The sequence below is a fragment of the Xylanibacter caecicola genome (assembly GCF_013166515.1).
Lineage (GTDB): Bacteria > Bacteroidota > Bacteroidia > Bacteroidales > Bacteroidaceae > Prevotella > Prevotella caecicola.
The window spans coordinates 91,921-117,201 of record NZ_JABKKJ010000001.1 but is presented as its reverse complement, the minus strand read 5'-3'; the positions used below and the strand labels follow the sequence as shown (position 1 = coordinate 117,201).

Here is a 25,281-nt window from a genome sequence, read left to right as displayed (position 1 = left end):
ATTATTCAAGATAGGTATATCCGTAAAGCCCCGAGCGATAGTTAGAAAGGAACTCCTTGCCTTCTTCAAGCGATATCTTGCCTTGTTTCACGCTCTTCGTAACCCAGCGCTCGAGCTGTCTCACCAGTTTCTTGGGGTCGTACTGCACGTATGCCAGCACCTCCTCGACAGTCTCACCGTCGAATATCTGGTCGATGTGATATTGCCCGTCGTTCACAGATATATGCACGGCATTGGTGTCGCCAAAGAGGTTGTGCATGTCGCCAAGTATCTCCTGATATGCCCCGATGAGGAATACACCTATATAATAAGGCTCGTTCTTGCGCAGTGCATGCACCGGCAGGATGTGCGAGATGTTGCGGTTGGTAACGAAATTGGTTATCTTTCCGTCGCTGTCGCACGTTATGTCCTGTAGCGTTGCGCTGCGTGTGGGTCTCTCGTCGAGCCGCTGTATCGGCACGATAGGAAAGAGTTGGTCTATCGCCCACGAGTCGGGGAGAGACTGGAATAGCGAGAAATTGCAAAAATACTTGTCCGCCAAGAGCTTGTCAAGGCTCTTAAGCTCTTCAGGAACATGCTTCAAAGTTCGGGTAAGACTGCTTATCTCGCGGCACACGCTCCAATACATACGCTCTATCTCGGCACGTGTCTGGAGGTCTATCATACCGTGGCTGAACAGGTCGAGAGCCTCTTCGCGTATCTGTTCGGCATCATGCCAGTCCTCGAGCATCGACCTCTGACTAAGGTTATCCCATATATCATAGAGGTCTTTCACCAGTTTGTGCGCTCCCTCCTGCGGCTCGAACTCCTCGTTCATCTCGGGCAACGACGCAGTTTCAAGCACGTCTATCACCAAAACGGAGTGATGGGCAGTGAGCGACCGACCGCTTTCGGTTATTATATTGGGGTGTGCTATGCCGTTGGCATCAGACGCTTCAACAAACGTGTAGATACAGTCGTTGACATATTCCTGTATCGAATAGTTCACACTACTCTCACTGCTGGGCGACCGCGTGCCGTCGTAATCTACTCCGAGTCCGCCTCCACAGTCTACAAAATCCACGTTATAACCCATTTTGTGAAGCTGTATGTAGAACTGAGACGCCTCGCGCAGTGCCGTCTGTATACGCCTTATCTTCGTTATCTGACTGCCTATATGAAAGTGTATCAGCCTCAGACAGTCTTTCATGCCTTTCTTTTCGAGTATCTCGAGAGCAGTGAGCAGTTCCGAACTTGTCAGTCCGAACTTGCTTGCATCGCCTCCGCTCTCTTCCCACTTGCCGCTTCCAGACGAAGCAAGTTTTATTCTTATGCCCAGATTTGGACGCACATTAAGCTTCTTCGCGGTCTTGGCAATGGTCTCAAGCTCGTTCAGTTTCTCCACAACGATGAATATGCGCTTACCCATTTTCTGTGCAAGCAACGCCAGTTCGATGTAGTTCTGGTCTTTATAACCATTGCAGATGATGAGCGACTCGCTCTGACACTGAACGGCAATGACAGCATGCAACTCCGGCTTGCTTCCCGCCTCAAGTCCTAAATTGAACTTCTTGCCATGGCTGATGATTTCCTCCACCACCGGCTGCATTTGGTTTACTTTAATCGGATAGATGATAAAGTTCTCTCCTTTGTAGCCATATTCCTCCGCCGCGCGCTTGAAACAGCTCGACGTTTTCTCAATTCTGTTATCCAGGATATCGGGAAAACGCAACAGCACGGGCGGCGTGATGTCACGCAAGGCAAGCTCGTCCATTATTTCACGAATGTCCACCTGCACGTCGCTCTTGCACGGTGTAACGTAGGCATTGCCCTTTTCGTTTATTCCGAAGTAGGATGTGCCCCACCCGTTCATGTTATACAGCTCCTTAGAGTCTTCTATAGTCCATTTCTTCATGTGGCAGATTGTTTAAATATTAAGCAATTCCCGCAGTCGGGCTACGGAGGTCTTTATCTTCTCATAATTGTCCATGAGACTTACATCTATCACGTTTTTCGCCTCAAGATAGTGCGTCTCGCGCTGTGCCAGCTGTTCTTCTATGAACCGGTACATTTCTTCCTTCGTCTTGTTTTTCAGCAAGGGTCGTTCCGTCTTGCCCATTTTAAGATGCTTGTACAGCACATCCGGAGTTGCCTTAAGATACACGGTGTCTCCCTGTCTGTTAAGATATTCCATATTGTCGAAGAAACACGGGGTGCCGCCACCGCAGCTCAAGACAATGTCCTCAAACTCCGCCACCTCGTGCAACATGGCATTCTCAATCTTACGGAAGCCTTCCTCGCCCTTCTCGGCAAATATTTGTGGGACGGTTTTACGCATCCGTTCCTCTATATACCAGTCCAAGTCATAGAATGTCAAGCCAAGTTCCTTGGCGAGAGCTTTGCCTACCGTGGTTTTTCCGGCTCCCATATAACCGACAATGATGATTCTCGTCATCGGCTTATTTCTTCTTTGTATTGTTCACAATATCCATACATTCGGCAAGCGTAAGCTCTCCCGCTCTGTCGTGCATGTTCTTCGGCAGACGATAGTTCTTGCCATCGTAGGCAATATAAGGTCCGTATCGACCGTTCATTATCTCAAGTTTCGGTTCCTCGTCAAACGCCTTCAGATGTCTTCTCGTCTCTTCGGTACGCTTCTTCTCGATAAGTTCTACCGCCCTGTCAAGCGTCACCGTGAGCGGGTTCTCGTTCTTTGGCAGTGACACATACTTCTTGTCGTGCATGATATACGGACCGAAACGACCTGCGCCTATCACCACCGGCAGATTTTCAAAGGTGCCTACCGTGCGCGGAAGTTTGAACAATTCGAGAGCCTCTTCAAGAGTTATCGTCTCCATACTCTTGTCTGACGGGAGTTGTGCAAAGCGTGGCTTTTCCTTGTCTTCGGCTGTTCCGATCTGCACAACCGGACCGAAACGACCTATCTTTACAAACACCGGTCTGCCGTCGGAGGGGTCGTTGCCCAGTTCGCGTTCGCCCGCCTTGCGCTCCTCACGGCTGTTCATGGTCTTCTCCACGGTAGGTTCGAAATCCTTATAGAAATTCTTCAGCATTCCCGTCCACGACTCGTTGCCGTCGGCAATGGTATCGAACTGCTGTTCCACCTTTGCCGTGAAATTATAGTCCATGATAGCGGGGAAGTACTTGATAAGGAAGTCGTTGACCACTATTCCTATATCCGTGGGCAACAGCTTACCCTTGTCGCTGCCTGCCATCTCGGCTTTTACAGACTGTACAAGGTCATCGCCTTCAAGACGGTCTATGGTATATTGGCGTTCATCGCCCTTCTTGTCGCCCTTCTGCACATATTCCCTGTGCTGTATGGTGCTTATTGTCGGTGCGTATGTGGAAGGTCTGCCAATGCCCAACTCTTCAAGTTTGTGCACGAGACTTGCTTCCGTATATCTAAGCGGTCCCTGACTGAAGCGCTCTGTTGCTGTTATCTCCATGCGCTCAAGAGTCTCTCCTGTCTTGACCGGAGGCAGCACGTGGGATGTCTCGTCTCGCCCATCGTCATCGTCGTCAAACGACTCGCGGTATACTTTAAGAAATCCGTCGAACTTCACAACCTCGCCCGTGGCAACGAACTTCTCGGCATGTGAGCCTGCCGAAGTCTTGCCGCCGTCACCGATACTTATCACCACCGTGGTCTTTTCGAGTTGTGCATCTGCCATCTGACTGGCAGCCGTGCGTTTCCATATAAGGTCGTACAGTCGTTTTTCTTGCTGTGTCCCCTCTATCTCCATGTCGCTCATGTATGTGGGACGTATTGCCTCGTGTGCTTCCTGTGCACCTTTCGAGTGGGTCTGAAACTTGCGTGTACGGCTGTACTCGGCGCCCCACATCTTCGTTATCTCTTCCTTGCTTGCCCCTATACACAGCGACGACAGATTGACACTGTCGGTACGCATGTATGTTATACGTCCGTTTTCATAAAGGTGCTGGGCAACCATCATGGTCTGTGACACCGTGAAACCGAGCTTGCGCGCAGCCTCCTGCTGAAGCGTGGACGTGGTGAACGGAGGCGCGGGAGTGCGCTTGAGAGGTTTCTTGGTAACCTCGGTTATTGTAAATCCGGCATTGCGGCACTTGTCGAGAAATGACAAAGCCTCATCGTGGGTCTTGAATCTTGTATCAAGCTCTGCCTTTATTTCCGACTTCTGCCCGTCTTCGTCCGTATATCCGAAGACAGCAGTCACGCGATAGTAAGGCTCGCTCTTGAATGCCTGTATCTCGCGTTCGCGCTCTACGATGAGCCTTACGGCCACGCTCTGAACACGTCCTGCCGAAAGCGCCGGTTTCACCTTGCGCCACAACACGGGTGACAACTTGAAGCCGACAAGCCTGTCGAGCACGCGGCGCGCCTGCTGTGCATTGACAAGATTCATGTTCAAGTGGCGCGGATTGTTGATTGCCTCGAGTATGGCAGGCTTCGTAATCTCGTGGAACACGATACGATTTGTCTTTTCTTCGTCCAGTCCCAACACCTCGCAAAGGTGCCATGAAATGGCTTCTCCCTCACGGTCTTCATCGGATGCAAGCCACACTTTGGCAGCATTTCCGGCGCAACTCTTAAGTTCTGCCACCAGTTTCTTCTTCTCCTCGGGTATCTCGTAGTCGGGTTCAAGACTGTCAAGGTCTATGCTTATCTCCTTTTTCTTCAAGTCACGTATGTGTCCATAACTTGACATCACCTTATAGTCCTTGCCCAAAAACTTCTCTATCGTCTTCGCCTTTGCGGGGCTCTCCACTATAACAAGATTTTGTTGCATTTCTGATTGGTATTTACTTTTAGGGCGCAAAAGTAAATAAAACTTTTACATACACCTTATATAATATGTAAATTTTCTACTTTTTTAAGTTTTTGAGTTTTCCTTGCGGCTCATATACTCTTTCAGTCCGTGGCGCACCGAGCGCAATCCGAACAGCTCGGTATGTATGTCATCCATGGGCATCCACAGGCATTCCGCCGCATCATCGCCCGCCTTCAACACATCAGTATCTTTCACCTCACACTCGAAAAAGAGGTCGAGTGTGTTCAGGTCTATACCCGAATAGCGGTAGACATTGGGCATGGAGAACAGATAACGCGCAGACGTTACCTCAAGCGATGTTTCTTCCAGCACCTCGCGCGCCACGCTTTCCTCCGCCGTTTCCTGTGCATCGGCAAATCCACCTGGCAGATCGAGCATGCCTTTGGCAGGCTCAAGCCTGCGCTTCTGCACCAACAGTTCGCCACGACTGTTAGCAATAAACGCCACGACAGCGGCTGCAGGGTTCATAAAAAACTCAAAACCGCAATTGTCACACTTACGGCTCTTCTCCGAATTCACGGCAAACCGCGAGCTGCCGCATTTGGGGCAGAAGCCCAATAGTTCTAATGGATGCATATAAGTAGATGTTAAGTTTAAACGTATATATTACATTTATCCGTCTGCAATATTACGAAAAAAATGCCTATCTTTGCAAAACGGGTTGTAAATATTTGACTTATGTAATATTATTTTAATAATGAATAACCCGTAATTTAAATGAAAAACGTTATTGAACCATTTGATTACAGACTTATGAAAAGATTAAAGAAAATATTGTTTACCGCCTTTATGGCAGCGGTGCCTGTGCTTCTCCCGGCACAGAAAGTGTTTGACATGAACCTGTGGCAGGGCGGTGCGCCCAACAGCAACGGTGATACCGGCGACACGGCAAAGGTCCGCGTATATCTGCCCTCTGCCAAAGAGGCAACAGGCAGGGCGGTGGTGATATGTCCGGGAGGCGGATACCAGCATTTGGCAATGGAACATGAGGGATACCAGTGGGGACCGTTCTTCAACAACATGGGCATTGCCGCCATAGTACTGAAATACCGCATGCCGCACGGAAACCCCGATGTGCCACTGTCCGATGCCGAAGAGGCGATACGCCTTGTGCGCCGTAACGCCGCCCAATGGGGTGTCAATACCGGCGAGGTGGGTATAATGGGCTCATCGGCAGGCGGTCATCTGGCATCTATGGTGGCTACGCGCTCGGTAAAAGACGCACGTCCCGATTTCCAGATATTGTTCTATCCTGTAATAACAATGATGCCCGACATTACACACAAAGGCTCACATGACAACCTGTTAGGCAAGGAACCGAAGAAGAAAACGGAACGTGAATACAGCAACGACATACAGGTATCGCGCGTCACACCGCGCGCGTTCATAGCCTTGAGCGACGACGACCACGCGGTGTTGCCTGCCAACGGCGTGAGCTACTACACCGAACTTTATCGTCACGACGTGCCGGCATCGCTACACGTGTTTCCTTCAGGAGGTCACGGCTGGGGCATACGTGAGAGCTTCAAGTACCATGTGGAAATGGAACTGATGCTCCGGGCATGGCTGAGAAGTTTTTGATTGGAGCGGTAAACGTTCGATAATTAAGGAGATAAAAGAAGATAGGAGAAGATAAAGGGAAGATAAAAGACAAATGCCTTGTTGATTGTTTCAAGACTATTGTCATTTATCTTCTGTGGCGCAAGCCACATATCTTCTCCTATCTTCTTTTATCTCCTTCCTTTTAAAGCCCTTCCTCCCCTATCATCCCGGCAATATCCTCAAGACTGTTTGCCACCATTATGTGACTTGAATACGGCTCGCGCATCAGTCCGCGGTTCTGAAGACTGTTGAGGAGAGCAATAAGTGGTTGCCAGAAACCGTCCATGTTGTAAAGTATCACCTTCTTGGCGTGATAGCCGATAGTTGCCGATGCCGCCACTGTGAATATCTCGTCAAGCGTACCGATGCCGCCCGGCAGGGCTATCACCACGTCGCTGTGCGCCAGCATGAGATCCTTGCGGTCACTGAGATTGTCGCAACGAAATTCCACGTCAACGTATTTGCTGACGTGTCCGCGTTCCTCCACTTTCGTCGGTATCATCCCCATGGTACGCCCGCCGACATTGTGTGCAGCCCGTGCCACACATTCCATCAGTCCCATGTCGCATCCGCCGAAAACCACAGTGTGACCGTTTTCCGCCAACCATACACCCAGTTCCTCCGTAAAGTGGAAGAAACGAGGGTCTATGTCACTGTTGGCAGAACAGAATATCGCTATGTTCATAGTTATTTACGTTTTATTGTTATTGTCTGCAAACTTACATAAAAATACCGATATCACCGGCTCTTTGCACATAAAATAGATGTCGGGTATTATCACACCGCCGCGTTTCGGAACAAACGTCAACATATAATAGTAACGTGAAAAGGAAAGAATGGACAAATGGAGGGATAATATAGGAAAGAGATAAGAGAATACAGGGGAAGATATATGGCTTGCGCCACAGAAGATAAAAGACAATAGTCTTGAAACAATCAACAAGGCATTTGTCTTTTATCTTCCCTTTATCTTATTCTATCTCCTTATATCTTCTTATTCTATCGTCCCGAAAGCAAGCAACAAATTCATTTTGTTATTTGTTATAAGATAATATTTTCCGCATTATTATACATAAGCCATTAATTTTCATTACCTTTGCACCCGTCATTCCAAAGCTGCACATTTATTCATGTAAGGAAAAGATTTGGGAAGATCATTTATATTATAATCATTTTTAAATTGAAGACATTTGAAGAATTAGGCGTAAACGAAGAGATTCGCCGCGCCATTACGGAACTGGGCTTTGAAATGCCCATGCCCGTCCAAGAAGAAGTAATCCCCTATTTGCTCGGTAACAGAAACGACGTTGTGGCACTTGCACAAACAGGCACGGGAAAGACCGCCGCCTACGGCATTCCTTTGCTGCAAAAGCTCGATGCCTCGTCCAATGCCACACAGGCACTCATTCTTTCGCCCACAAGAGAGTTATGCCTGCAGATTGCAGATGACCTGAACGACTTCGGCAAGTACATCGGCGGACTGCATGTGGCGGCAGTATACGGCGGAACGAGTATACAGAACCAGATAAAGGAGCTGCGCCACGGCGCGCAGGTGATAGTAGCCACGCCGGGAAGACTCATCGACCTGATGAACCGCAAGGTGGCGCGACTGGACCGGGTGGGCAACATCGTGCTCGACGAAGCTGACGAAATGCTGAACATGGGCTTCTCCGATAGCATCAACGAGATTATGGCAGGGCTGCCCGAAGACCGCAACACGCTGCTCTTCTCGGCAACAATGAGCCGTGAGGTGGAGAAGATTGCGCGCAAGTATCTCAACAATCACAAGGAGATAGTGGTGGGAAGCCGCAACGAGGGAGCGGAACATGTCAACCACATATATTATATGGTGAACGCCAAAGACAAGTATCTGGCACTGAAACGGATCGTCGATTTCCACCCCAAAATATTCGCGATAATCTTCTGCCGCACCAAGCGCGAGACGCAAGAGATTGCCGACAAGCTGATACACGACGGCTACAACGCCGAGTCACTGCACGGCGACCTGTCGCAGCAGCAGCGCGACCTGACGATGCAGAAATTCCGCCAGCACCTCACCCAACTGCTTGTCGCCACCGACGTGGCGGCACGCGGACTGGACGTGGACGACCTGACACATGTCATAAACTTCGGTCTGCCCGACGACATTGAGAGCTACACACACCGCAGCGGGCGCACCGGACGTGCCGGAAAGAAAGGCACCAGCATTGCCATAATACACACACGCGAACGCAGCAAGATGCGGGCGATAGAGAAAGTCATCGGCAAGGAGTTTGTGGCGGGCGAGATACCAACGCCCCAGGAGATATGCAAGAAGCAGTTGTACAAGGTGATGGACCAGATTGTAAAGACTGACGTGAACGAGGAGGAGATTGCTCCGTTCATGCAGGACATCAACCGCTACTTCGAGTATATGGACAAGGAAGACCTCATAATGAAGATTGTGAGCGTGGAATTCGGCAAGTTCCTTGCATACTACGCCGATGCCCCGGAGATAGAGAAGCCGTCGGCAAAAGGCGGGCGCGACCGTGGCGAGAAGCGTGAGAAGACACGCGGAAAGGGCAGCAACAAACCTCAGGAAGGCTATGCCAAGCTTTTCCTCAATCTGGGAAAGACCGACGGTTTCTATCCCGGTGAGATAATGCAGTTCCTCAACAAGCATCTTCGCGGACGTCAGGAAGTGGGTCACATAGACCTTCTCGGCAAATTCTGCTATATCGAAGTGCCCGAGAAAGATGCGAAGAAAGTGATGCGCGCCCTCGACGGCACCACCTACAAGGGTCGTAGCGTGCGTTGCAACGATGCCGAAGACACCGGCAAGTCCTCAAAAAGTATGCAAAAAGTGCGCAATAGTATGCAAAAAGTGCGCACAAACACCAAAAACACCGATGAATTCGAGGTTTTTGAAAAAAAGTCTAAAAAACGTTCCGACAACGAAAACCGTGGCAGATCGCAGCGCGGAATGCGTGGAGAGGCACGCATGAACAGCAACAAGAAAAGCGATTGGCGCCAGTTTTTCCGCCACGATGACATACAGTTACACGGCGAAGAACCCGACTTCTCGGAAGAGGGGTGGGCACGACGTCACCCAAAGAAGAAGTAACTGTCTTTAATACCCAATCTGAATAAAAACACATCAAGCACCTTGGAACATAACAACAGCAAACGGTCGGACACGCAGTCCGACCGTTTTTTATACCCGTATGTTACGCAAGTTCAGATGTCCTTATCTCGAACTCATGTTAATTACATAGCCACAATAGTTAAAAATACCTTAAATTACCCCCCCCGTTTTGTTAATTAAGTTAAATATAATACCTTTGCCGCCACCTTAAGACAAGGTATATCAAGTACCTTTATTCTAAGGTTGAAAATCTTTAAAGGAGCCTTTTTATACAATAAATATATAAGAAGGATTTTAGTTGTTTATACTTGTGCGTGGCTGTCGCCGGCGTGATGCCGCCGTCACTTGCGCACAAGTTTTTTCTTATACCCGTTTTTTACCTGAAAATGAGGGTTGTCATACACTCGCGACGAAACATGTCCTGCGCCACTTCGTGTATCTGTTCGGGCGTCACCATGTCTATGTCGCGGAACAGCTTGGCGATATTGCGCTCCCAGCCGTAGTGTAAAAAACTCTTGGCAAAGCCAAGGGCAAAGCTTTCGCGGTTGTCGCATGCCACGCCTATCTGCCCCTTTATCTGCCTTTTTGCCTTTTCCGTCTGTGCCACGGAAAGCGGTTTCTGCGCCAGGCGGTCCAGCTCGCGGTATACCAGTTTCAGGCATTTTTCCGTGTCTTTCGGGTCGCAGCCGAAATAAGTGCACCACATTCCCGTATCCGAATAATTCACCATCGAACTGTCAACACTGTACACCAGCCCGTGGCGTTCGCGCAGTGCAATGTTAAGACGTGCGTTCATACCGGGTCCGCCAAGTATGTTGTTCAAAAGATAAAGCGGCATGCGGCGGCTGTCGTGCACGCTATATGCACGGTTTCCGATCATTACGTGCGCCTGATGCGTAGCTTTATCGCTTACTGTCTTTTTCGGAATATATGCGGGAACCAGCATTACCAGTTTTGCATCTTTTAACGGAGCGTGGGGCGGAAAATCGCTTGTGGCACCGTCTACCAGCCTCACGATACGTTTGAAATCAACGTCTCCGTAAACAAAGAATATGGAATTCTCGGGGCGGTAATACCTGCCTGTGAAGCGCAGCGCATGTTCCGTAGTATATCCGCGCAGCCTTTCGGTAGTGCCAAGGATGTTATGTCCGAGAGGATGTCCCTCGAATATAGCATTCTCGAACTCATCGAATATCAGCTCCGCCGGCGAGTCGTTATAACTCTCTATCTCGTCGCATATCACTTCTATCTCCTTGTCTATCTCCGTCTGCGGATATGTGCTGTGAAACACAATGTCGGTGAGCAGGTCTACCGCCCGTGCAAAGTGTTCTTTTAGAATGGCGCAGTGGTATACGGTATCTTCCTTGTTTGTAAAGGCGTTGATGTCTCCTCCCACTCCCTCAAGCCTGTTCAGTATCTGCATGGATGTGCGCCGGGCGGTGCCCTTGAATGTCACATGTTCGCAAAAATGCGCCAGACCTTCCTCGCCCGCGTCCTCGTCGCGAGTTCCGGCGCATATCCCGTAGCCGCAATATATCACGGGCGAAGCCGACGGCAGATGGATGATGCGCAGCCCGTTTGCCAGCGTGTGGGTGTTGTATGTTGTCATTTTCTCTCTTTCTTATAATATGTTCGACCTGCAAAGATAATGGTTTTGGATGAAGAATTGAGAACGGGGGATAAAGATTTTTGATACATCGGATGACACGGAACAAGCCGCCGAGATTTGACATGCCGCCTTTTGCATTGCAATATGCCACCTTTTGCACGCCAAAAGGTGCCCTTTCAGAACGCAAAATGCGGCATATTATAACGCAAAAGGTATCATTCTATTTATCAGATAGTTACAGATACGGTTCCGGAGGGCATTTTTTGAGGTTTATAAGTCGTATGAGGCATATATGTCTTGTAGGACTTCAGCCAACCGGCTTCCTTCCTTACGGGCTTATAAGTATTAATATGGCATATATGTCCTATAGGACTTATAGTCTTTCTGCAGCACCGTATTAAACGCCGTCCAATATATTCTCGCTCGACAAAAAACAAATAAATTTGTTGTTTTGTTCTCGACTTATCCGTATATTTGCATACGTTCTATCATTAATGAAACTAAAAAAACAATGCGTAAGATAATAGGTATAGGAGAGACAGTGCTTGACATAATCTTCCGCGACGACCTTCCCGTTAGCGCGGTGCCGGGCGGTTCTGTATACAACAGCGTCATTTCCTTGGGACGCGCCGGAGCAAACGTGGCATTCTTCGGAGAAGTGGGCGACGACAGGATTGGGCGCCGCACGATAGAATATCTGCGTGAGAACGGTGTGAATGCCGACGGCGTGAACATGTTCAAGGACACCAAGTCTCCCCTGTCGCTGGCGTTTCTCAACGAGAAAAACGACGCCGAATACATATTCTACAAGGATCATCCCAACGACAAGTTCGACTTTGTCCTACCCGACGTACAGCCCGACGACATCGTGCTCTTCGGCTCATACTACGCCGTAAATCCCGTAATACGTGCCCAGGTGGCAGCTTTTCTAAAGCATGCACACAACTGCGGGGCGATATTATACTACGATGTAAACTTCCGCCCGTCACACGAGGGAGAGGTGATAAAGCTCACGCCGAACATTCTTGAGAACCTCGAACTTGCCGACATCGTACGCGGTAGTCACGAAGACTTCCGTGTGATGTACAGGAAAGATGACCCCGATGCGGTGTACAAGTCGGAAGTGTCTTTCTACTGCCGCAAGTTTATATACACCCGCGGTGCCGAACCGGTTGAGGTGCGCGGCGAGAACGGATTCTCGAAGAGCTATGAAGTGGCTGTAACCGACACCGTAAGCACTATCGGTGCAGGTGACAACTTCAACGCGGGGTTTGTCTACGGAATGCTGAAATACGGCATACGCCGCGCCGACATTGAGTTCGGACTGACCGAAGGACAATGGGACAGCCTCATCGGATGTGCCCGCAACTTCTCGGCGGAGTGCTGCCGCAACATGGGAAACTCCATATCACGGGAGTTCGGCGAGAGTCTGGGAAAGATTGAAGAATGAGAAAAGTACTATAAACATAAAATATAAAAAACATGAAAGAGATTACAAACGGTGTGTTTTATGTCGGTGTAAACGACCGCCACAAGCATCTGTTCGAGGGTTTGTGGCCATTGCCCGACGGTGTTTCGTACAACTCGTATATCATAAACGACGAGAAGGTGTGTCTTGTCGACACTGTCGAAGGGGATTTCTTCTTCCAGTTTCTCGAAAACATACGCGATGTCATAGGAGACAAACCGATTGACTATGTGGTGATAAACCACATGGAACCGGACCACAGCGGTTCGCTGGCACTGATAAAGAAGTATTATCCGGGCGTGCAGGTGGTTGGCAACAAGAAGACATTTGACATGGCAGCAGGGTTCTATGGCATTACCGACAACCGTGTGGAGGTGAAAAACGGCGATACGCTCTGCCTGGGAAAACATACCCTTAAGTTTGTGCTTACTCCCATGGTGCACTGGCCAGAGACAATGGTAACATTCGACACTACGTCCAATATACTGTTTTCGGGCGATGCTTTCGGATGTTTCGGCGCGCTTAACGGTGCCGTGGTAGACTCTGACATGAACTGTGACAGCTTCTGGTTGGAAATGATACGCTACTACTCGAACATCGTCGGAAAATACGGCACGCCTGTTCAGAACGCCCTGAAAAAGCTCGCCGGCATACAGCTTGACTACATCTGCTCCACACATGGTCCCGTATGGCACGACAATATAGAGCGCGTTATAGGCATGTACGACCGTATGAGCCGCTACGAGACCGAAGACGGGCTTGTGATATGCTACGGCACGATGTACGGCAACACGGAGAAGATGGCTGAGACGATAGCGCGTGCGGCAAGCGAGGCGGGCATCCGCAACATAGCGGTGTACAACGTGTCGACCACCCACCACTCTTATATCCTTCGCGATATCTTCCGCTATCGCGGACTCATCGTCGGTGCACCGACATACAACGCCGGACTGTATCATGAAATGGATGTGCTGCTTAGCGAGATTGCCGGTCGCGACATAAAGAACCGTCACTACATAGGCTGGTTCGGCAGCTATGCCTGGGCAGGAAAGGCAGCCGGCAAGATTGCCGATTGGAACGAGCACCATATACACTTCGAGCCGGTGGGTGTGCCCGTGGAAATGAAACAGAACATGAACGTCGATGTCAAGGCACAGTGCGAGGCGCTCGGACGGGCTATGGCGGAGAAGATATTGAATAATTAAGAATTAAGAGATAAGAATTAAGAGAATATGCCTTGAGCGGTGTATAAGCTTTATAGGTCTTATAAGTCCTATAGGTCCTATAGATATCCGCCCAAGGCATATTTTCTTAATTCTTACCTCTTAATTTTTAATTTCCCTCCTCTTAATTCTTAATTAAAGAAGTTTCTGTATCTCTGCGTCCAGATCCTGTATCTGCGCATCGCGCTTATAAAGCACGTTACTGCGGTCTACGAGGAAGAATGTGGGCAGGCTTTGAACGTTATACGACGACAGGTTGCGGGAGTTCAATCCCTGCGGATCTCTCACGCTTATCCACGGCAGTGCCGCCGTCTGCGTCTTCCAGAAGTGCTCGTCGGGGTCGAGAGATACCTGATATATCTCCAATCCGCGGTCATGATACTTGTTGTAAATCTCGCGGAGTTTCATTATACGCTTTGTAGACTCCTTCGTGCCGAAGACATGGAAATCCAACAACACCACACTACCTTTAAGATCTGTTAGGCTGCGGGCTTTTCCCTTGTTGTCGAGAAGTGTTACATCGATGATATTCGACACCGTGATGCGGCTCGGGTCGATACCTTGCTTCGCCATCTTATTCTGCACTATGCGTATGTTCTTCATTCCCTCTATCGTTATGTTGTGAAGGTTCTTGCCTCGCACGGCATCCGGATGATATACGTCCCAACTCGTGGCAACCGCTGCAAAAACCTTTATGTCATCCTCATTCTGACGCGGGTTGAAGATAAGACTGTTGCCTATAGTCTGGAAAAGGGCAAAATATGACGACGACTTCATAGGATCCTTGAAGATATAGTTCATCTTCACATCGTTCTTATATGCGTCTATAATCTTCATGATGCTGTCTCTTGTAGCATCAAGCCCAAGCATGGCATTGTTCTGTATTGCAATGATCTGTGTCTGAAGAGCCATCTGCTTCATCGCAAGCTCTTTTATCACTGCACAGTTTTCAGAGCCTTCGACAGTGTAGTTTGCCGCCATTCCCGGCATCGAAGCCTTTATACTTACCGTCTCCGTCGAGTCTATGCTTATGTTGACAATGTCTCCCTCTATCCTCAGACGATAAAACTCGGGAGCCTGCGAAGCGTCTCCGGTAAACTCGAACGTACCCTCGGCACCAAGTTTCACCGAGTCTACAGCCACCGGACCGTCCAAACTGAGGTTTTCGAGATAAAGCATGGAGCCGTCCGCCCCGCTTATCTGTCCGTCTATGCGGAATTTCTTGTTTCCGCACGAACCAAGTGTAAACGCGGCAACCACTACGGCGGTAACCGCGAAAAGATTGAAAATAGTCTTTTTCATGTTATATCATTTTTGTTATCTGCATGCCTAAAGCCACCGCCGCCAGCCCCAGCGCCACGCTGACGCCGGCATAGAGAGCACCTGCAATGACACTACCCGAACGGAAGAGTTCAAGCGACTCTGACGCAAAGGTACTGAAAGTTGTGAAGCCGCCGCAAAAGCCTGTGGTGAGCAAAAGCGACATATTGCCGTCCATACGGCACTTGCCGGCACAAAGCCCATAGACAAAACCTATGAACAGGCACCCTGCGACATTGACAAACATGGTGCCTGAAGGAAACGACACTGCGACAAGTCCGTTCACGACACGCGACATCAGATATCTCACCACACTGCCTGCCGCACCTCCCGCCGCCACAAGTATTATGTTCTTTAACATTGTGCAAATATACGCATAAGTCGAGAGCAAAACAACAAATTCATTTGTTTTTTGCCGAGCGGGAGTATATTGGACGGAGGCAAAGACGACGTCAAATATAGCGATAAGACGAGAGCAAAACAACAAATTCATTTGTTTTTTGCCGAGCGGGAGTATATTGGACGGAGGCAAAGACGACGTCAAATATAGCGATAAGACGAGAACAAAACAACAAATTCATTTGTTTTTTGCCGAGCGGGAGTATATTGGACGGAGGCAAAGACGACGTCAAATATAGCGATAAGACGAGAGCAAAACAACAAATTCAATGCTTTTGTTTTCAAGAGACGATCTCTTGGCATATAAAAGACCACCTTTCAGAGTTCAAAAGGGCACCTTTTGGCTCCTGAAAGGTGGTCTTTTAGACGTCAAAAGGTATCATCTTGATTTTCAATAATTTACAAACCGTAATTTTACAAACGTAATACAACCGTTCGAGGTCATTCCGCTAACGTCTTCGGAAAGACGACACCACATCTCGTAAAGCCACATGTCACAACGCGCCAACGTTGTTACAAAACCTTAAGTAACACCCTCTTTTAGTATAAATTAAGTGTATATTTCGCATAAAACGCTCGTTTTTTAAGCATTTATTAAGTACCTTTGCCCCACAATTTTAGATGTAGAAACAATTTAGTTTTAATTTTTTAGATGAACGTAATTACGAAAACAGTCTCACTGCCCGATGGCAGAACCATCAGCATTGAGACCGGGAAAGTGGCAAAACAGGCAGACGGCTCGTGCGTGCTGCGTATGGGCAACACCGTATTGCTTGCTACTGTTTGTGCCGCAAAAGATGCAGTTCCCGGAACAGATTTCATGCCTTTGCAGGTAGAGTACAGAGAACAGTATGCCGCAGCGGGACGTTTCCCCGGCGGATTTACAAAACGCGAGGGTAAGGCAAGCGACAACGAAATACTGACATGCCGCCTTGTAGACCGCGCCCTGCGCCCCCTGTTCCCTTCAGACTTCCACGCTGAAGTGTATGTCAACGTTATCCTGTTCTCTGCAGACGGTGTAGATCAGCCCGATGCGCTGGCAGGTTTCGCTGCTTCTGCAGCTCTGGCATGCTCAGATATTCCATTCGAGTGCCCTATCTCGGAGGTACGTATTGCACGTGTAAACGGCGAATATGTGGTCAATCCTACATTCGAGCAGATGAAAGAGGCGGACATGGACATTATGGTAGGTGCCTCGAAAGACAACATCATGATGGTAGAGGGAGAGATGAAGGAAGTGTCCGAACAGGATCTTCTGCAGGCTCTCAAGGTGGCACAGGATGCTATCCGCCCGATGTGCGAACTTCAGGAAGAACTGTCAAAGGAACTTGGCACCGACATAAAGCGCGAATACTGCCACGAGGTTAACGATGACGAACTGCGCGAAGAGTTGCGCAACGCCACATACGACAAGTGCTATGCCATAGCAGAGTCGGGCGACCGTGACAAGAAGACACGCGGCGAGGCTTTCGAACAGATAAAGGCAGACTTCACAGAAAGCTACAAGGCTGCTCACACGGAGTTGACAGACGAAGAGCTGGAAGAGAAATGCGCGCTCATAGACCGTTACTACCACGATGTTGAACGCGACGCCATGCGTCGTTGCATCCTTGACGAAGGCAAGCGCCTCGACGGTCGCAAGACGGACGAGATACGCCCCATCTGGTGCGAGGTGAGTCCTCTTCCCATGCCTCACGGCAGTTCCCTGTTCACACGCGGCGAGACACAGAGCCTCACGACGTGTACTCTGGGAACAAAACTGGACGAAAAGATGGTGGACGACGTGCTCGACAAGAGCTACATGCGTTTCCTGCTGCACTACAACTTCCCGCCTTTCTGCACAGGCGAGGCAAGGGCACAGCGTGGCGTAGGTCGTCGTGAGATAGGTCACGGACACCTTGCATGGCGTGCATTGAAGGGTCAGATACCGGCAGACTATCCTTACACGGTACGTATCGTATCGCAGATACTCGAGAGCAACGGTTCTTCTTCAATGGCAACAGTATGCGCCGGAACGCTTGCACTGATGGATGCCGGCGTGCCAATGGCTAAACCTGTCAGCGGTATTGCAATGGGGCTGATAAAGAACCCGGGCGAAGACAAGTATGCGGTGCTCAGCGATATCCTCGGTGATGAGGATCACTTGGGCGACATGGACTTCAAGACAACGGGTACGAAAGACGGACTTACGGCAACACAGATGGACATCAAGTGCGACGGTCTGAGCTTCGACATCCTCGAAAAGGCGCTTCTTCAGGCAAAGCAGGGTCGTGAGTATATCCTCGGAAAACTCACCGACACTATCGCAGAGCCACGTGCAGAGCTGAAACCGCAGGTTCCTCGCATCGAGGTAATAGAAATTCCTAAAGAGTTCATAGGTGCCGTTATCGGTCCGGGCGGAAAGATTATCCAGCAGATACAGGAAGAATCGGGTGCCGTAATCACCATCGACGAGGTAGAAGGCAAGGGCAAGGTGCAGGTAAGCGCCCCCAACAAGGACAGCATAAACTCTGCAATGGCTAAGATAAAGGCTATCGTTGCCATTCCCGAAGTTGGCGAGGTATATGAGGGAACAATACGTTCTATCATGCCTTACGGATGCTTCGTAGAGATAATGCCGGGCAAAGACGGACTTCTACACATCTCCGAAATAGACTGGAAGCGCCTTGAAACAGTTGAGGCAGCAGGTCTGAAAGAGGGTGATAAGATTTCCGTAAAACTCATGGAAATCGACCAGAAGACGGGCAAATACAAGCTCTCTCACCGCGTGCTCATACCGAAACCGGAAGGATATGTTGAGCGCGAACGCCGTCCGCGTCCCGAGCGCCGTCCGCGCCAGGAGCGTGGCAACCGCTTCGGAAACGGAGAACCGCGCCGCTTCGAGCACCGCGAGAACAACGACTATCATGACCCTATGGCGGAACGTGAGCCGAAAGACTTCAACGACAGTCTCGACCACGGTTCGGATATAGACTGAATGAGATAATAAAAAAGCTCCCGATGCAGGTTGCATCGGGAGCTTTTTGGTTTTATATACCGGCGCCGACCGGCGTATTCACACCTCATCAAAGCGCCTCAAGACGCAACTAAACTCATCACACCTTCGAATCCTTCATTCTTAACTCTTAATTCTTAATTGCCCTAAGGCATCGCCAAACTCATCTCGCCATTGAAACTGATACGCTCGCGCTCTCTCGACGATACGTCGATGGTAGCATATCCGCTATCAGAAACATCTATTATATACAGATAGGTGTCTTCGTCGTTTTTGGCGGTCAGCTCTATATGCCTTACACCACGTCGGCTGCCACGGTCGTCATAACCGCTTATGGGAGCGGTGAAGTTAAGTCCCTTTCCGCCTCCGTAAGGTATGTTGTACGCCCGTCCGTAATACGGCAGATAGGATTTCAAGGTGTCTCCGGCAATCTCGAGCGAATAGCCGTAGTCTAACGGCACCTGCGTATATCTCTGAGGATTTGCCGTTCTCACCTCTATTACATACCGTCTGCCGTCCAGGGCATTTGTTATCATGTTCCGTTTTGCCTCCTTCCGCTCGGCACGCGTCATCCCGTCGCCCTCACGCAAGACACTGCAACCTGCCAGCACACACGCCGCAAGAACCGTAAAAACAAGTTTTTTCATGTCATCCTCCTTTCGTTATAAAACAAAAAAGGAAGTCACTCATGGTAACTTCCTTTATGCGCTTCAAGATGGGCTTGAACCAACGACCCCCTGATTAACAGTCAGGTGCTCTAACCAACTGAGCTATTGAAGCAGTGTGCGATTATCTCTAATTGCGGTTGCAAAGGTAAGAAGTTTAGCGGAAACTTCCAAACGATTTCGCAAAAAAAATGATTTTTCTCCTAAAAAACTGTTTTTTTATATGAAGAAAGGGCTTATTACGGCTATAAACATGTATTTTTGCATAACCTAAAAACAGTTATACCGCAAATGAAAAAAAGACTTTTCCAGACAGTTCTCCTGCTGTTGTTGCCGTTCACGGGTGCCGTGGCTCAGGACAACGGAGACCATAACTTCAATGCAGGGAAAAACATTGAGGTGTTCAACGAGATTTACAAGTATCTCGACATGATGTATGTGGACACGCTGAATGCCGACGAGGTAATCGGCAACGGTGTTAAATCGATGTTGCGCAGTCTCGACCCTTACACCGAATATTTTCCCGAAGAACGCAACAAAGAGCTGAAAGAGCTGTATACAGGAAAGTTTGCCGGCATCGGCTCGCTTATACGCTATAATCTGAAAGAAGGCAACGTGGTGATAGACGAGCCTTACGAGGGCATGCCGGCAGACAGAGCCGGACTGAAGAAAGGTGATATAATACTCAGCATCGACGACTCTACGATGGTGGGAAAAGATGTGAGCTATGTCAGTTCGCACCTGCGCGGAGACCCCGGCACGACATTCATGCTGAAGGTAAAACGCCCCTCTACGGGCAAGACAATGCAGATGCGGATAACCCGTAGGACGATACAGAACCCACCGGTGCCGTACTACGGACTGCGGACAGACAGCGTGGGGTACCTGCGGCTGTCGTCGTTCACCGAGAACTGTTCGAAAGATGTACGGCGCGCCTTTATCGAAATGAAGAACAAAGGCATGAAAGGATTGGTTCTGGATCTGCGCGGCAACGGTGGCGGATCGGAACAGGAAGCGGTGGATATAGTGAATATGTTCGTCCCAAAAGGTGTGGATGTGGTGTCGAACAGGGGCAAGCTAAAGCGCGTCAACCATGATTACAAGACAACGGCTGAACCTATAGACACGGTGATACCCGTGGTTGTAATGGTAAACGGCAGTACGGCAAGTTCGAGCGAGATAACGAGCGGAGCGCTGCAAGACCTTGACCGTGCCGTGATATTGGGCACGCGGACTTATGGAAAGGGACTGGTGCAGATGACTGTAGACCTGCCTTACAACGGAAACCTCAAGCTCACGACAAGCAAGTATTACATACCCAGCGGTCGGTGCATACAGGCGATAAACTACAAGCACTCACGCGGCGGATACCGCGAGCACATACCCGACTCGCTGACGCGTGTGTTCCACACGGCAAACGGACGCGAAGTACGCGACGGAGGCGGCATAATGCCCGACATAGAGGTAAAGCCCGACTCACTTCCGAACATCGTTTTCTATCTGGCATCGTCGGGAATGGACTCCACGGAGGTGATGCTCGACTATGTTGTGAACTATATTACAAAGCATGAGACCATCGCTCCGGCAGCCGAATTCGACATCACGGACGAAGAGTATGAAGAATTCAAGAAACTGGTGTTAAAGAGCGGTTTTACATACGACCATGAGAGCGAGAAGTATCTTGCAAATCTTGAGAAGCTGGCAAAGTTCGAAGGCTATTACGAAGAGGCAAAAGAGGACTTCGAGAGGCTTAAGAAAAAACTGACACACAATCTCGAACACGACCTCGACTACAACAAAGAGGACATTAAACAGATGCTTGCCGCCGAAATACTTGCCGCATATTACTATCAGGCAGGCGTCACGGAGTATGGACTGAGGTACGACACACAGATGAAAGAGGCGGTGAGACTTATCAACAATCCGGATGAATACAAGGCTCTGCTGACGCCAAAGAAGCAGTGAAAAACGGCATGTGTGGAGCCGTTTTGTAACACATTGTAAATCAGCATGATACCTTTTACGTTCTAAAAGGGCATCTTTCGGTTTCTGAAAGGTGCCCTTTTGCATGCCAAAAGGGCACCTCTTAGAAGGCAGGAGGTCGCCTTTGGAAAAAGGAGATAAAAGAAGATAGAAGGAGATATGTGGCTTGCGCCACGGGAGATAAAGGACAATGGTCTTGAAACAAACAACAAGGCTTTTGTCTTTTATCTTCCCTTTATCTTCTTATATCTCCCCCTTATCTCCTTCTTACATTCGATGTTTCTCCTCCCGGTAGGGCTGTACCATGGTGCAGCCGAAGTGACAATGAATGATAATCCACCGTCATTGCAAATGCCATAAGCCATGCGATTTCGGATGCTCCATGGAGCATCCCTACCGGAAAACTGGTTCTTTTAAATAATAAGACAAAAGGAGACAGAATAAAATAAAAAAGAAATAAAGGACAAAAGCCTTGTTGTTTGTTTCAAGACCATTGTCCTTTATCTCCCGTGGCGCAAGCCACATATCTCTTTATATATTCTCTTATCTCCTTTTTATTTACCTTCCCTGCCCCTCATCAAGCAACTCAAGAGCCTTGTTGACGATGTCGCTCGAACCGTTAAACACAGTGAAATACTCGTTCATATCCCAAATATCACGGGCAATAAGAGCTTTCAGCTGCATTTTAAGATACGGCATGGTACGCTCCGTCTCGGCATCGTCCTTGGGCTTGACGCCCTGCTCTACGCCTTTACCAAGCACGTCTTGAATCAAACTTTCGGGCACTTCGTAACGTCTGTTAAAATCGTCGAACGAAGCATATTCGCGCTTCAAGCTCTTGCGCTCGGCATCGACATACCTCAAACTTGAGTTTATAATAATGCCCTTGGCGGCAAGTTCACGGTGCAAGCGTGTATATTTTGTCGTGTCGAGCGGCACGAAAAAGTCAGGCATAATTCCTCCGCCACCATACACCGTGCGATGTTCCTTAAGCGTATAGTATTTCAGCGAGTCGGCAAAATGTATGCTGTCCGCGCTTGTCAGTTCACCGTTCTTGAGGCGTTTGTCAAGCTCCATGGCATAGTCCTTGCGGTCGCCTTTGGTATAAGGCTTCTGTATACAGCGCCCTGAAGGTGTATAATAGTGAGATATGGTGAGACGTATCATCGAACCGTCGGGCAGGTCTATGGGACGCTGTACAAGTCCCTTGCCAAACGTGCGGCGTCCTACCACCGTGCCACGGTCATGATCCTGTATCGCTCCGGTCACAATCTCGGCGGCAGAGGCGGTAAATTCGTTGACAAGAACTATCACCCGTCCGCTATTGAAACTGCCGTCCCTGCGAGCACGATATTCGTTGCGCGGCACCTTCTGCCCCTCGGTATACACTATCAGTTCGTTATTGTCGAGAAACTCGTTCGCCACCTGCACGGCGGCATGGAGGTATCCGCCGCCGTTGTCCTGGAGGTCGAGTACGAGGTCTTTCATTCCCATTTTCCTCAGCTGCACCATGCCTTCCATAAACTCATCGTACGTAGTTGCACCGAAATTGCCTATGCGGATATATCCCACTCCGGGACGTATCATATACACTGCATCGATACTCTTGATTGGTATCTTGTCTCTCTTGACCGTAAAGGTGAGCACTCCTCCCACACCGCGGCGAACAACTCCGAGCACCACCTTCGTGCCCTTAGGACCGCGAAGGCGCCGCATTATCTCCTCTCGCGGCATCTTCACTCCGGCAATGGCGGTATCGTTGACGGTAACAATGCGGTCGCCCGCCTGTATACCGACTTTCTCCGACGGTCCGTTGGTGGTGGGCTGTATAACAAGCAGCGTGTCCTCTGCCATATTGAACTGCACTCCGATGCCCTCGAAATTGCCCTGCAGAGGCTCGTTCATCGCCTTCACTTCTTTCGGGTCGGAATACGACGAGTGCGGATCGAGCTTCTCCAGCATGCCGCGTATCGCGTCCTCCACCAGTCGTGTCTCGTCTACCGAGTCAACATAAAGATTTGTTATCGCAAGCTCCGCTATCTGAAGTTTGCGCAAAGGGCTGTCCTTGTCCATGTTGATGCGCAGCTGAGAGAAAACTGCAAGCGGCATTAACACGACTAATAATAATGATGTAAGTCTGTTCATTGTCATAAAAAGATATTATCAGAACACTTCCACGTCCTCTTCCGGACGGTCTTCCTCTACCACAAGGTTGTCTATAATGAAGTTCTGACGCTCCGGAGTGTTCTTTCCCATGTAATATTCGAGCAGCTTCTGCACCTGGTCTGTCTTATGAAGAGTAACCTGTTCAAGACGCATGTCGGGACCTATGAAATTCACGAACTCGTCCGGACTGATTTCTCCAAGACCTTTAAAACGCGTTATCTCGGGGTCGGGACCGAGTTCGGAGATGGCGTTCAGACGTTCCTCCTCGCTGTAACAGTAGCGCGTGATGAAGTCTCCCTTCTTCTTTCCGCCCTCACTCTCCTTGTCGGCATCAGCCTGCAGAGTCTTCTTGTTCTTTATTTTCGTACGCTTGTTGCGCACACGGAAGAGCGGCGTCTGCAACACATAGACATGCCCCTTCTTGATAAGTTCGGGGAAGAATTGCAGGAAAAAGGTTATTATGAGCAGGCGTATGTGCATGCCGTCGACATCGGCATCGGTAGCCACAATCACCTTGTTGTATCTCAGCGTGTCCAGTCCGTCCTCTATGTCGAGGGCAGCCTGCAACAGATTGAACTCCTCGTTCTCATACACAACCTTCTTTGTAAGCCCGAAAGAGTTGAGCGGTTTGCCTCTGAGAGAGAACACCGCCTGTGTGTTTACGTCACGGCTCTTGGTGATGGAACCGCTTGCCGAGTCGCCCTCGGTTATGAATATGACGCTCTCTTCCTTGCGGTTGTTCTTCACATCGCTGAAGTGTATGCGGCAGTCACGCAGCTTGCGGTTATGGAGGTTCGCCCTTTTCGCCCTCTCACGTGCAAGCTTTGTCACACCCGCCATTGCCTTACGCTCCTTCTCGCTGTCGTGTATCTTCTGCAACATCACCTCCACCACGTCGGCATGCTTGTGCAGATAGTTGTCCACCTCGTTCTTTATGAAGTCGCCGACATACTTGTTCACCGTCACACCGTCGGGACTCATGGTCTGCGAACCCAGCTTTATCTTCGTCTGGCTCTCGAACATCGGTTCCTCCACATTTATCGCTATAGCTGCCACAAGACCGTTTCTGATGTCTCCATACTCGAAATTCTTTCCCGAGAACTCCTTTATCGTACGGGCTATATGCTCTTTGAAAGCACTCTGGTGGGTGCCTCCTTGGGTGGTATGCTGACCGTTCACGAACGAGTGGTACTCCTCTCCGTACTGGTTGGCGTGCGTAAACGCAATTTCTATATCCTCGCCCTTAAGATGTATTATGGGGTATATGCCATCGTTGGTCATAGTGTCGTTGAGCAGATCTTCAAGCCCGTTGCGACTGAGAATGCGCCTGCCGTTGTACATTATGGCAAGACCGGTATTCAGATAAGTATAGTTTCGGAGCATCGTTTCCATGAAATCGTCATGAAACGAGTAATTCTTGAAAAGCGTATCGTCCGGCTCGAAGAAGATATAAGTGCCGGTCTCGTCTTCGGTGGGCTCCGTAACGTCCGACACGAGGACGCCTCTTTCAAACTTTGCGGTACGCACCTGACCGTCGCGATACGACCTCACCTCAAACCGCGAGCTAAGAGCGTTGACGGCTTTGACGCCCACTCCGTTCAGTCCCACACTCTTCTTGAAAGCCTTCGAGTCGTATTTTCCACCCGTATTGAGCACACTCACCGCTTCGATAAGCTTTCCCTGTGGTATGCCACGCCCGTAGTCGCGCACCGACACACGCAGATGCTCGTCGAGATCTATCTCTATCCGCTTGCCCGAATTCATGCGGAACTCGTCTATTGAGTTGTCCACAACCTCCTTAAGGAGCACGTATATGCCATCTTCGGGCATCGTACCGTCGCCCAGACGTCCGATATACATGCCCGGACGGGTGCGCACATGCTCCATGTCCGACAAGTGGCGGATGTTGTCGT

The 25,281-nt window shown here is 49.5% G+C and carries 17 protein-coding genes and 1 tRNA gene; 6 read left to right on the top strand and 12 right to left on the bottom strand.

Going from position 1 to position 25,281, the window contains the following annotated elements; genetic code table 11:
* Position 1: 1 nt before the first annotated feature.
* The 4 genes from speA to HPS54_RS00475 form a co-directional block, all read right to left on the bottom strand.
* Positions 2-1,894, bottom strand: a complete 1,893-nt coding sequence (speA, locus tag HPS54_RS00490; protein WP_172343536.1) for a biosynthetic arginine decarboxylase — start codon at positions 1,892-1,894, stop codon at positions 2-4.
* Between the two features lie 12 nt (positions 1,895-1,906).
* The gene (locus tag HPS54_RS00485; RefSeq protein WP_172343535.1) at positions 1,907-2,434 is read right to left on the bottom strand and encodes a shikimate kinase; all 528 of its coding nucleotides are present in this window, start codon (positions 2,432-2,434) and stop codon (positions 1,907-1,909) included.
* 4 nt (positions 2,435-2,438) lie between these two features.
* The gene (gene topA, locus HPS54_RS00480; protein WP_172343534.1) at positions 2,439-4,772 is read right to left on the bottom strand and encodes a type I DNA topoisomerase; all 2,334 of its coding nucleotides are present in this window, start codon (positions 4,770-4,772) and stop codon (positions 2,439-2,441) included.
* A gap of 84 nt (positions 4,773-4,856) precedes the next feature.
* The gene (locus HPS54_RS00475) at positions 4,857-5,390 is read right to left on the bottom strand and encodes an NUDIX hydrolase (protein ID WP_172343533.1); all 534 of its coding nucleotides are present in this window, start codon (positions 5,388-5,390) and stop codon (positions 4,857-4,859) included.
* Positions 5,391-5,603: 213 nt separating this feature from the next.
* Here HPS54_RS00475 and HPS54_RS00470 point away from each other — a divergent pair, with 213 nt between their 5' ends.
* Positions 5,604-6,395 carry an alpha/beta hydrolase gene (locus tag HPS54_RS00470; RefSeq protein WP_172343739.1) on the top strand — a complete coding sequence of 264 codons (792 nt, stop codon included), beginning with the start codon at positions 5,604-5,606 and terminating at the stop codon, positions 6,393-6,395.
* Between the two features lie 163 nt (positions 6,396-6,558).
* Here the strand turns inward: HPS54_RS00470 and HPS54_RS00465 are convergent, their stop codons facing one another.
* Positions 6,559-7,101: an LOG family protein gene (locus tag HPS54_RS00465; RefSeq protein ID WP_172343532.1), complete on the bottom strand. Its 543-nt coding sequence runs from the start codon at positions 7,099-7,101 to the stop codon at positions 6,559-6,561.
* 495 nt (positions 7,102-7,596) lie between these two features.
* On the opposite strand from HPS54_RS00465, the gene HPS54_RS00460 reads away from it, so the two are divergent.
* Positions 7,597-9,519, top strand: coding sequence for a DEAD/DEAH box helicase (locus HPS54_RS00460; protein WP_172343531.1), 1,923 nt, complete (start codon positions 7,597-7,599; stop codon positions 9,517-9,519).
* Between the two features lie 397 nt (positions 9,520-9,916).
* Here HPS54_RS00460 and HPS54_RS00455 read toward each other — a convergent pair whose 3' ends face one another.
* Complete coding sequence (locus tag HPS54_RS00455) at positions 9,917-11,149, bottom strand: M16 family metallopeptidase (RefSeq protein ID WP_172343530.1); 1,233 nt, start codon at positions 11,147-11,149, stop codon at positions 9,917-9,919.
* 511 nt (positions 11,150-11,660) lie between these two features.
* Between HPS54_RS00455 and HPS54_RS00450 the strand changes: the two genes are divergently transcribed.
* Both HPS54_RS00450 and HPS54_RS00445 read left to right on the top strand, forming a co-directional pair.
* The gene (locus tag HPS54_RS00450) at positions 11,661-12,599 is read left to right on the top strand and encodes a carbohydrate kinase family protein (RefSeq protein ID WP_172343529.1); all 939 of its coding nucleotides are present in this window, start codon (positions 11,661-11,663) and stop codon (positions 12,597-12,599) included.
* A 32-nt stretch (positions 12,600-12,631) separates the two neighbouring features.
* On the top strand, positions 12,632-13,822 hold the full coding sequence (locus HPS54_RS00445; RefSeq protein WP_172343528.1) for an FprA family A-type flavoprotein: 1,191 nt from the start codon (positions 12,632-12,634) through the stop codon (positions 13,820-13,822).
* Positions 13,823-13,975: 153 nt separating this feature from the next.
* Here the strand turns inward: HPS54_RS00445 and HPS54_RS00440 are convergent, their stop codons facing one another.
* Positions 13,976-15,142 (bottom strand): redoxin domain-containing protein, encoded by a 1,167-nt coding sequence (locus HPS54_RS00440; RefSeq protein ID WP_172343527.1) that lies wholly within the window; start codon positions 15,140-15,142, stop codon positions 13,976-13,978.
* Between the two features lies 1 nt (position 15,143).
* Positions 15,144-15,521 (bottom strand): fluoride efflux transporter CrcB, encoded by a 378-nt coding sequence (gene crcB / locus HPS54_RS00435; RefSeq protein WP_172343526.1) that lies wholly within the window; start codon positions 15,519-15,521, stop codon positions 15,144-15,146.
* A 690-nt stretch (positions 15,522-16,211) separates the two neighbouring features.
* On the opposite strand from crcB, the gene pnp reads away from it, so the two are divergent.
* Entirely contained in the window at positions 16,212-18,536 is a 2,325-nt protein-coding gene (gene pnp, locus HPS54_RS00430) for a polyribonucleotide nucleotidyltransferase (protein WP_172343525.1), read from the top strand.
* 164 nt (positions 18,537-18,700) lie between these two features.
* Here pnp and HPS54_RS00425 read toward each other — a convergent pair whose 3' ends face one another.
* Positions 18,701-19,201, bottom strand: a complete 501-nt coding sequence (locus HPS54_RS00425) for a DUF4251 domain-containing protein (RefSeq protein ID WP_172343524.1) — start codon at positions 19,199-19,201, stop codon at positions 18,701-18,703.
* A gap of 59 nt (positions 19,202-19,260) precedes the next feature.
* Positions 19,261-19,334 (bottom strand) — tRNA-Asn (locus tag HPS54_RS00420).
* 176 nt (positions 19,335-19,510) lie between these two features.
* Between HPS54_RS00420 and HPS54_RS00415 the strand changes: the two genes are divergently transcribed.
* Entirely contained in the window at positions 19,511-21,184 is a 1,674-nt protein-coding gene (locus HPS54_RS00415; RefSeq protein WP_172343523.1) for a S41 family peptidase, read from the top strand.
* A 576-nt stretch (positions 21,185-21,760) separates the two neighbouring features.
* On the opposite strand, the gene HPS54_RS00410 is transcribed toward HPS54_RS00415, so the two are convergent.
* Together HPS54_RS00410 and HPS54_RS00405 are read right to left on the bottom strand one after the other, a co-directional pair.
* Positions 21,761-23,353 carry a S41 family peptidase gene (locus HPS54_RS00410; RefSeq protein ID WP_420907303.1) on the bottom strand — a complete coding sequence of 531 codons (1,593 nt, stop codon included), beginning with the start codon at positions 23,351-23,353 and terminating at the stop codon, positions 21,761-21,763.
* 12 nt (positions 23,354-23,365) lie between these two features.
* A complete protein-coding gene (locus HPS54_RS00405) occupies positions 23,366-25,255 on the bottom strand; it encodes a DNA topoisomerase IV subunit B (RefSeq protein WP_253951904.1) in 1,890 nt (629 codons plus the stop codon).
* Positions 25,256-25,281: the final 26 nt, after the last annotated feature.

Bases quoted from the DNA above. Each gene is read 5' to 3' on its own strand.
- speA (WP_172343536.1), bottom strand. From the start codon at position 1,894: ATGAAGAAATGGACTATAGAAGACTCTAAGGAGCTGTATAACATGAAC.
- HPS54_RS00485 (WP_172343535.1), bottom strand. From the start codon at position 2,434: ATGACGAGAATCATCATTGTCGGTTATATGGGAGCCGGAAAAACCACG.
- topA (WP_172343534.1), bottom strand. From the start codon at position 4,772: ATGCAACAAAATCTTGTTATAGTGGAGAGCCCCGCAAAGGCGAAGACG.
- HPS54_RS00475 (WP_172343533.1), bottom strand. From the start codon at position 5,390: ATGCATCCATTAGAACTATTGGGCTTCTGCCCCAAATGCGGCAGCTCG.
- HPS54_RS00470 (WP_172343739.1), top strand. From the start codon at position 5,604: ATGGCAGCGGTGCCTGTGCTTCTCCCGGCACAGAAAGTGTTTGACATG.
- HPS54_RS00465 (WP_172343532.1), bottom strand. From the start codon at position 7,101: ATGAACATAGCGATATTCTGTTCTGCCAACAGTGACATAGACCCTCGT.
- HPS54_RS00455 (WP_172343530.1), bottom strand. From the start codon at position 11,149: ATGACAACATACAACACCCACACGCTGGCAAACGGGCTGCGCATCATC.
- HPS54_RS00450 (WP_172343529.1), top strand. From the start codon at position 11,661: ATGCGTAAGATAATAGGTATAGGAGAGACAGTGCTTGACATAATCTTC.
- HPS54_RS00445 (WP_172343528.1), top strand. From the start codon at position 12,632: ATGAAAGAGATTACAAACGGTGTGTTTTATGTCGGTGTAAACGACCGC.
- HPS54_RS00440 (WP_172343527.1), bottom strand. From the start codon at position 15,142: ATGAAAAAGACTATTTTCAATCTTTTCGCGGTTACCGCCGTAGTGGTT.
- crcB (WP_172343526.1), bottom strand. From the start codon at position 15,521: ATGTTAAAGAACATAATACTTGTGGCGGCGGGAGGTGCGGCAGGCAGT.
- pnp (WP_172343525.1), top strand. From the start codon at position 16,212: ATGAACGTAATTACGAAAACAGTCTCACTGCCCGATGGCAGAACCATC.
- HPS54_RS00425 (WP_172343524.1), bottom strand. From the start codon at position 19,201: ATGAAAAAACTTGTTTTTACGGTTCTTGCGGCGTGTGTGCTGGCAGGT.
- HPS54_RS00415 (WP_172343523.1), top strand. From the start codon at position 19,511: ATGAAAAAAAGACTTTTCCAGACAGTTCTCCTGCTGTTGTTGCCGTTC.
- HPS54_RS00410 (WP_420907303.1), bottom strand. From the start codon at position 23,353: ATGACAATGAACAGACTTACATCATTATTATTAGTCGTGTTAATGCCG.
- HPS54_RS00405 (WP_253951904.1), bottom strand. From the start codon at position 25,255: ATGGAGCATGTGCGCACCCGTCCGGGCATGTATATCGGACGTCTGGGC.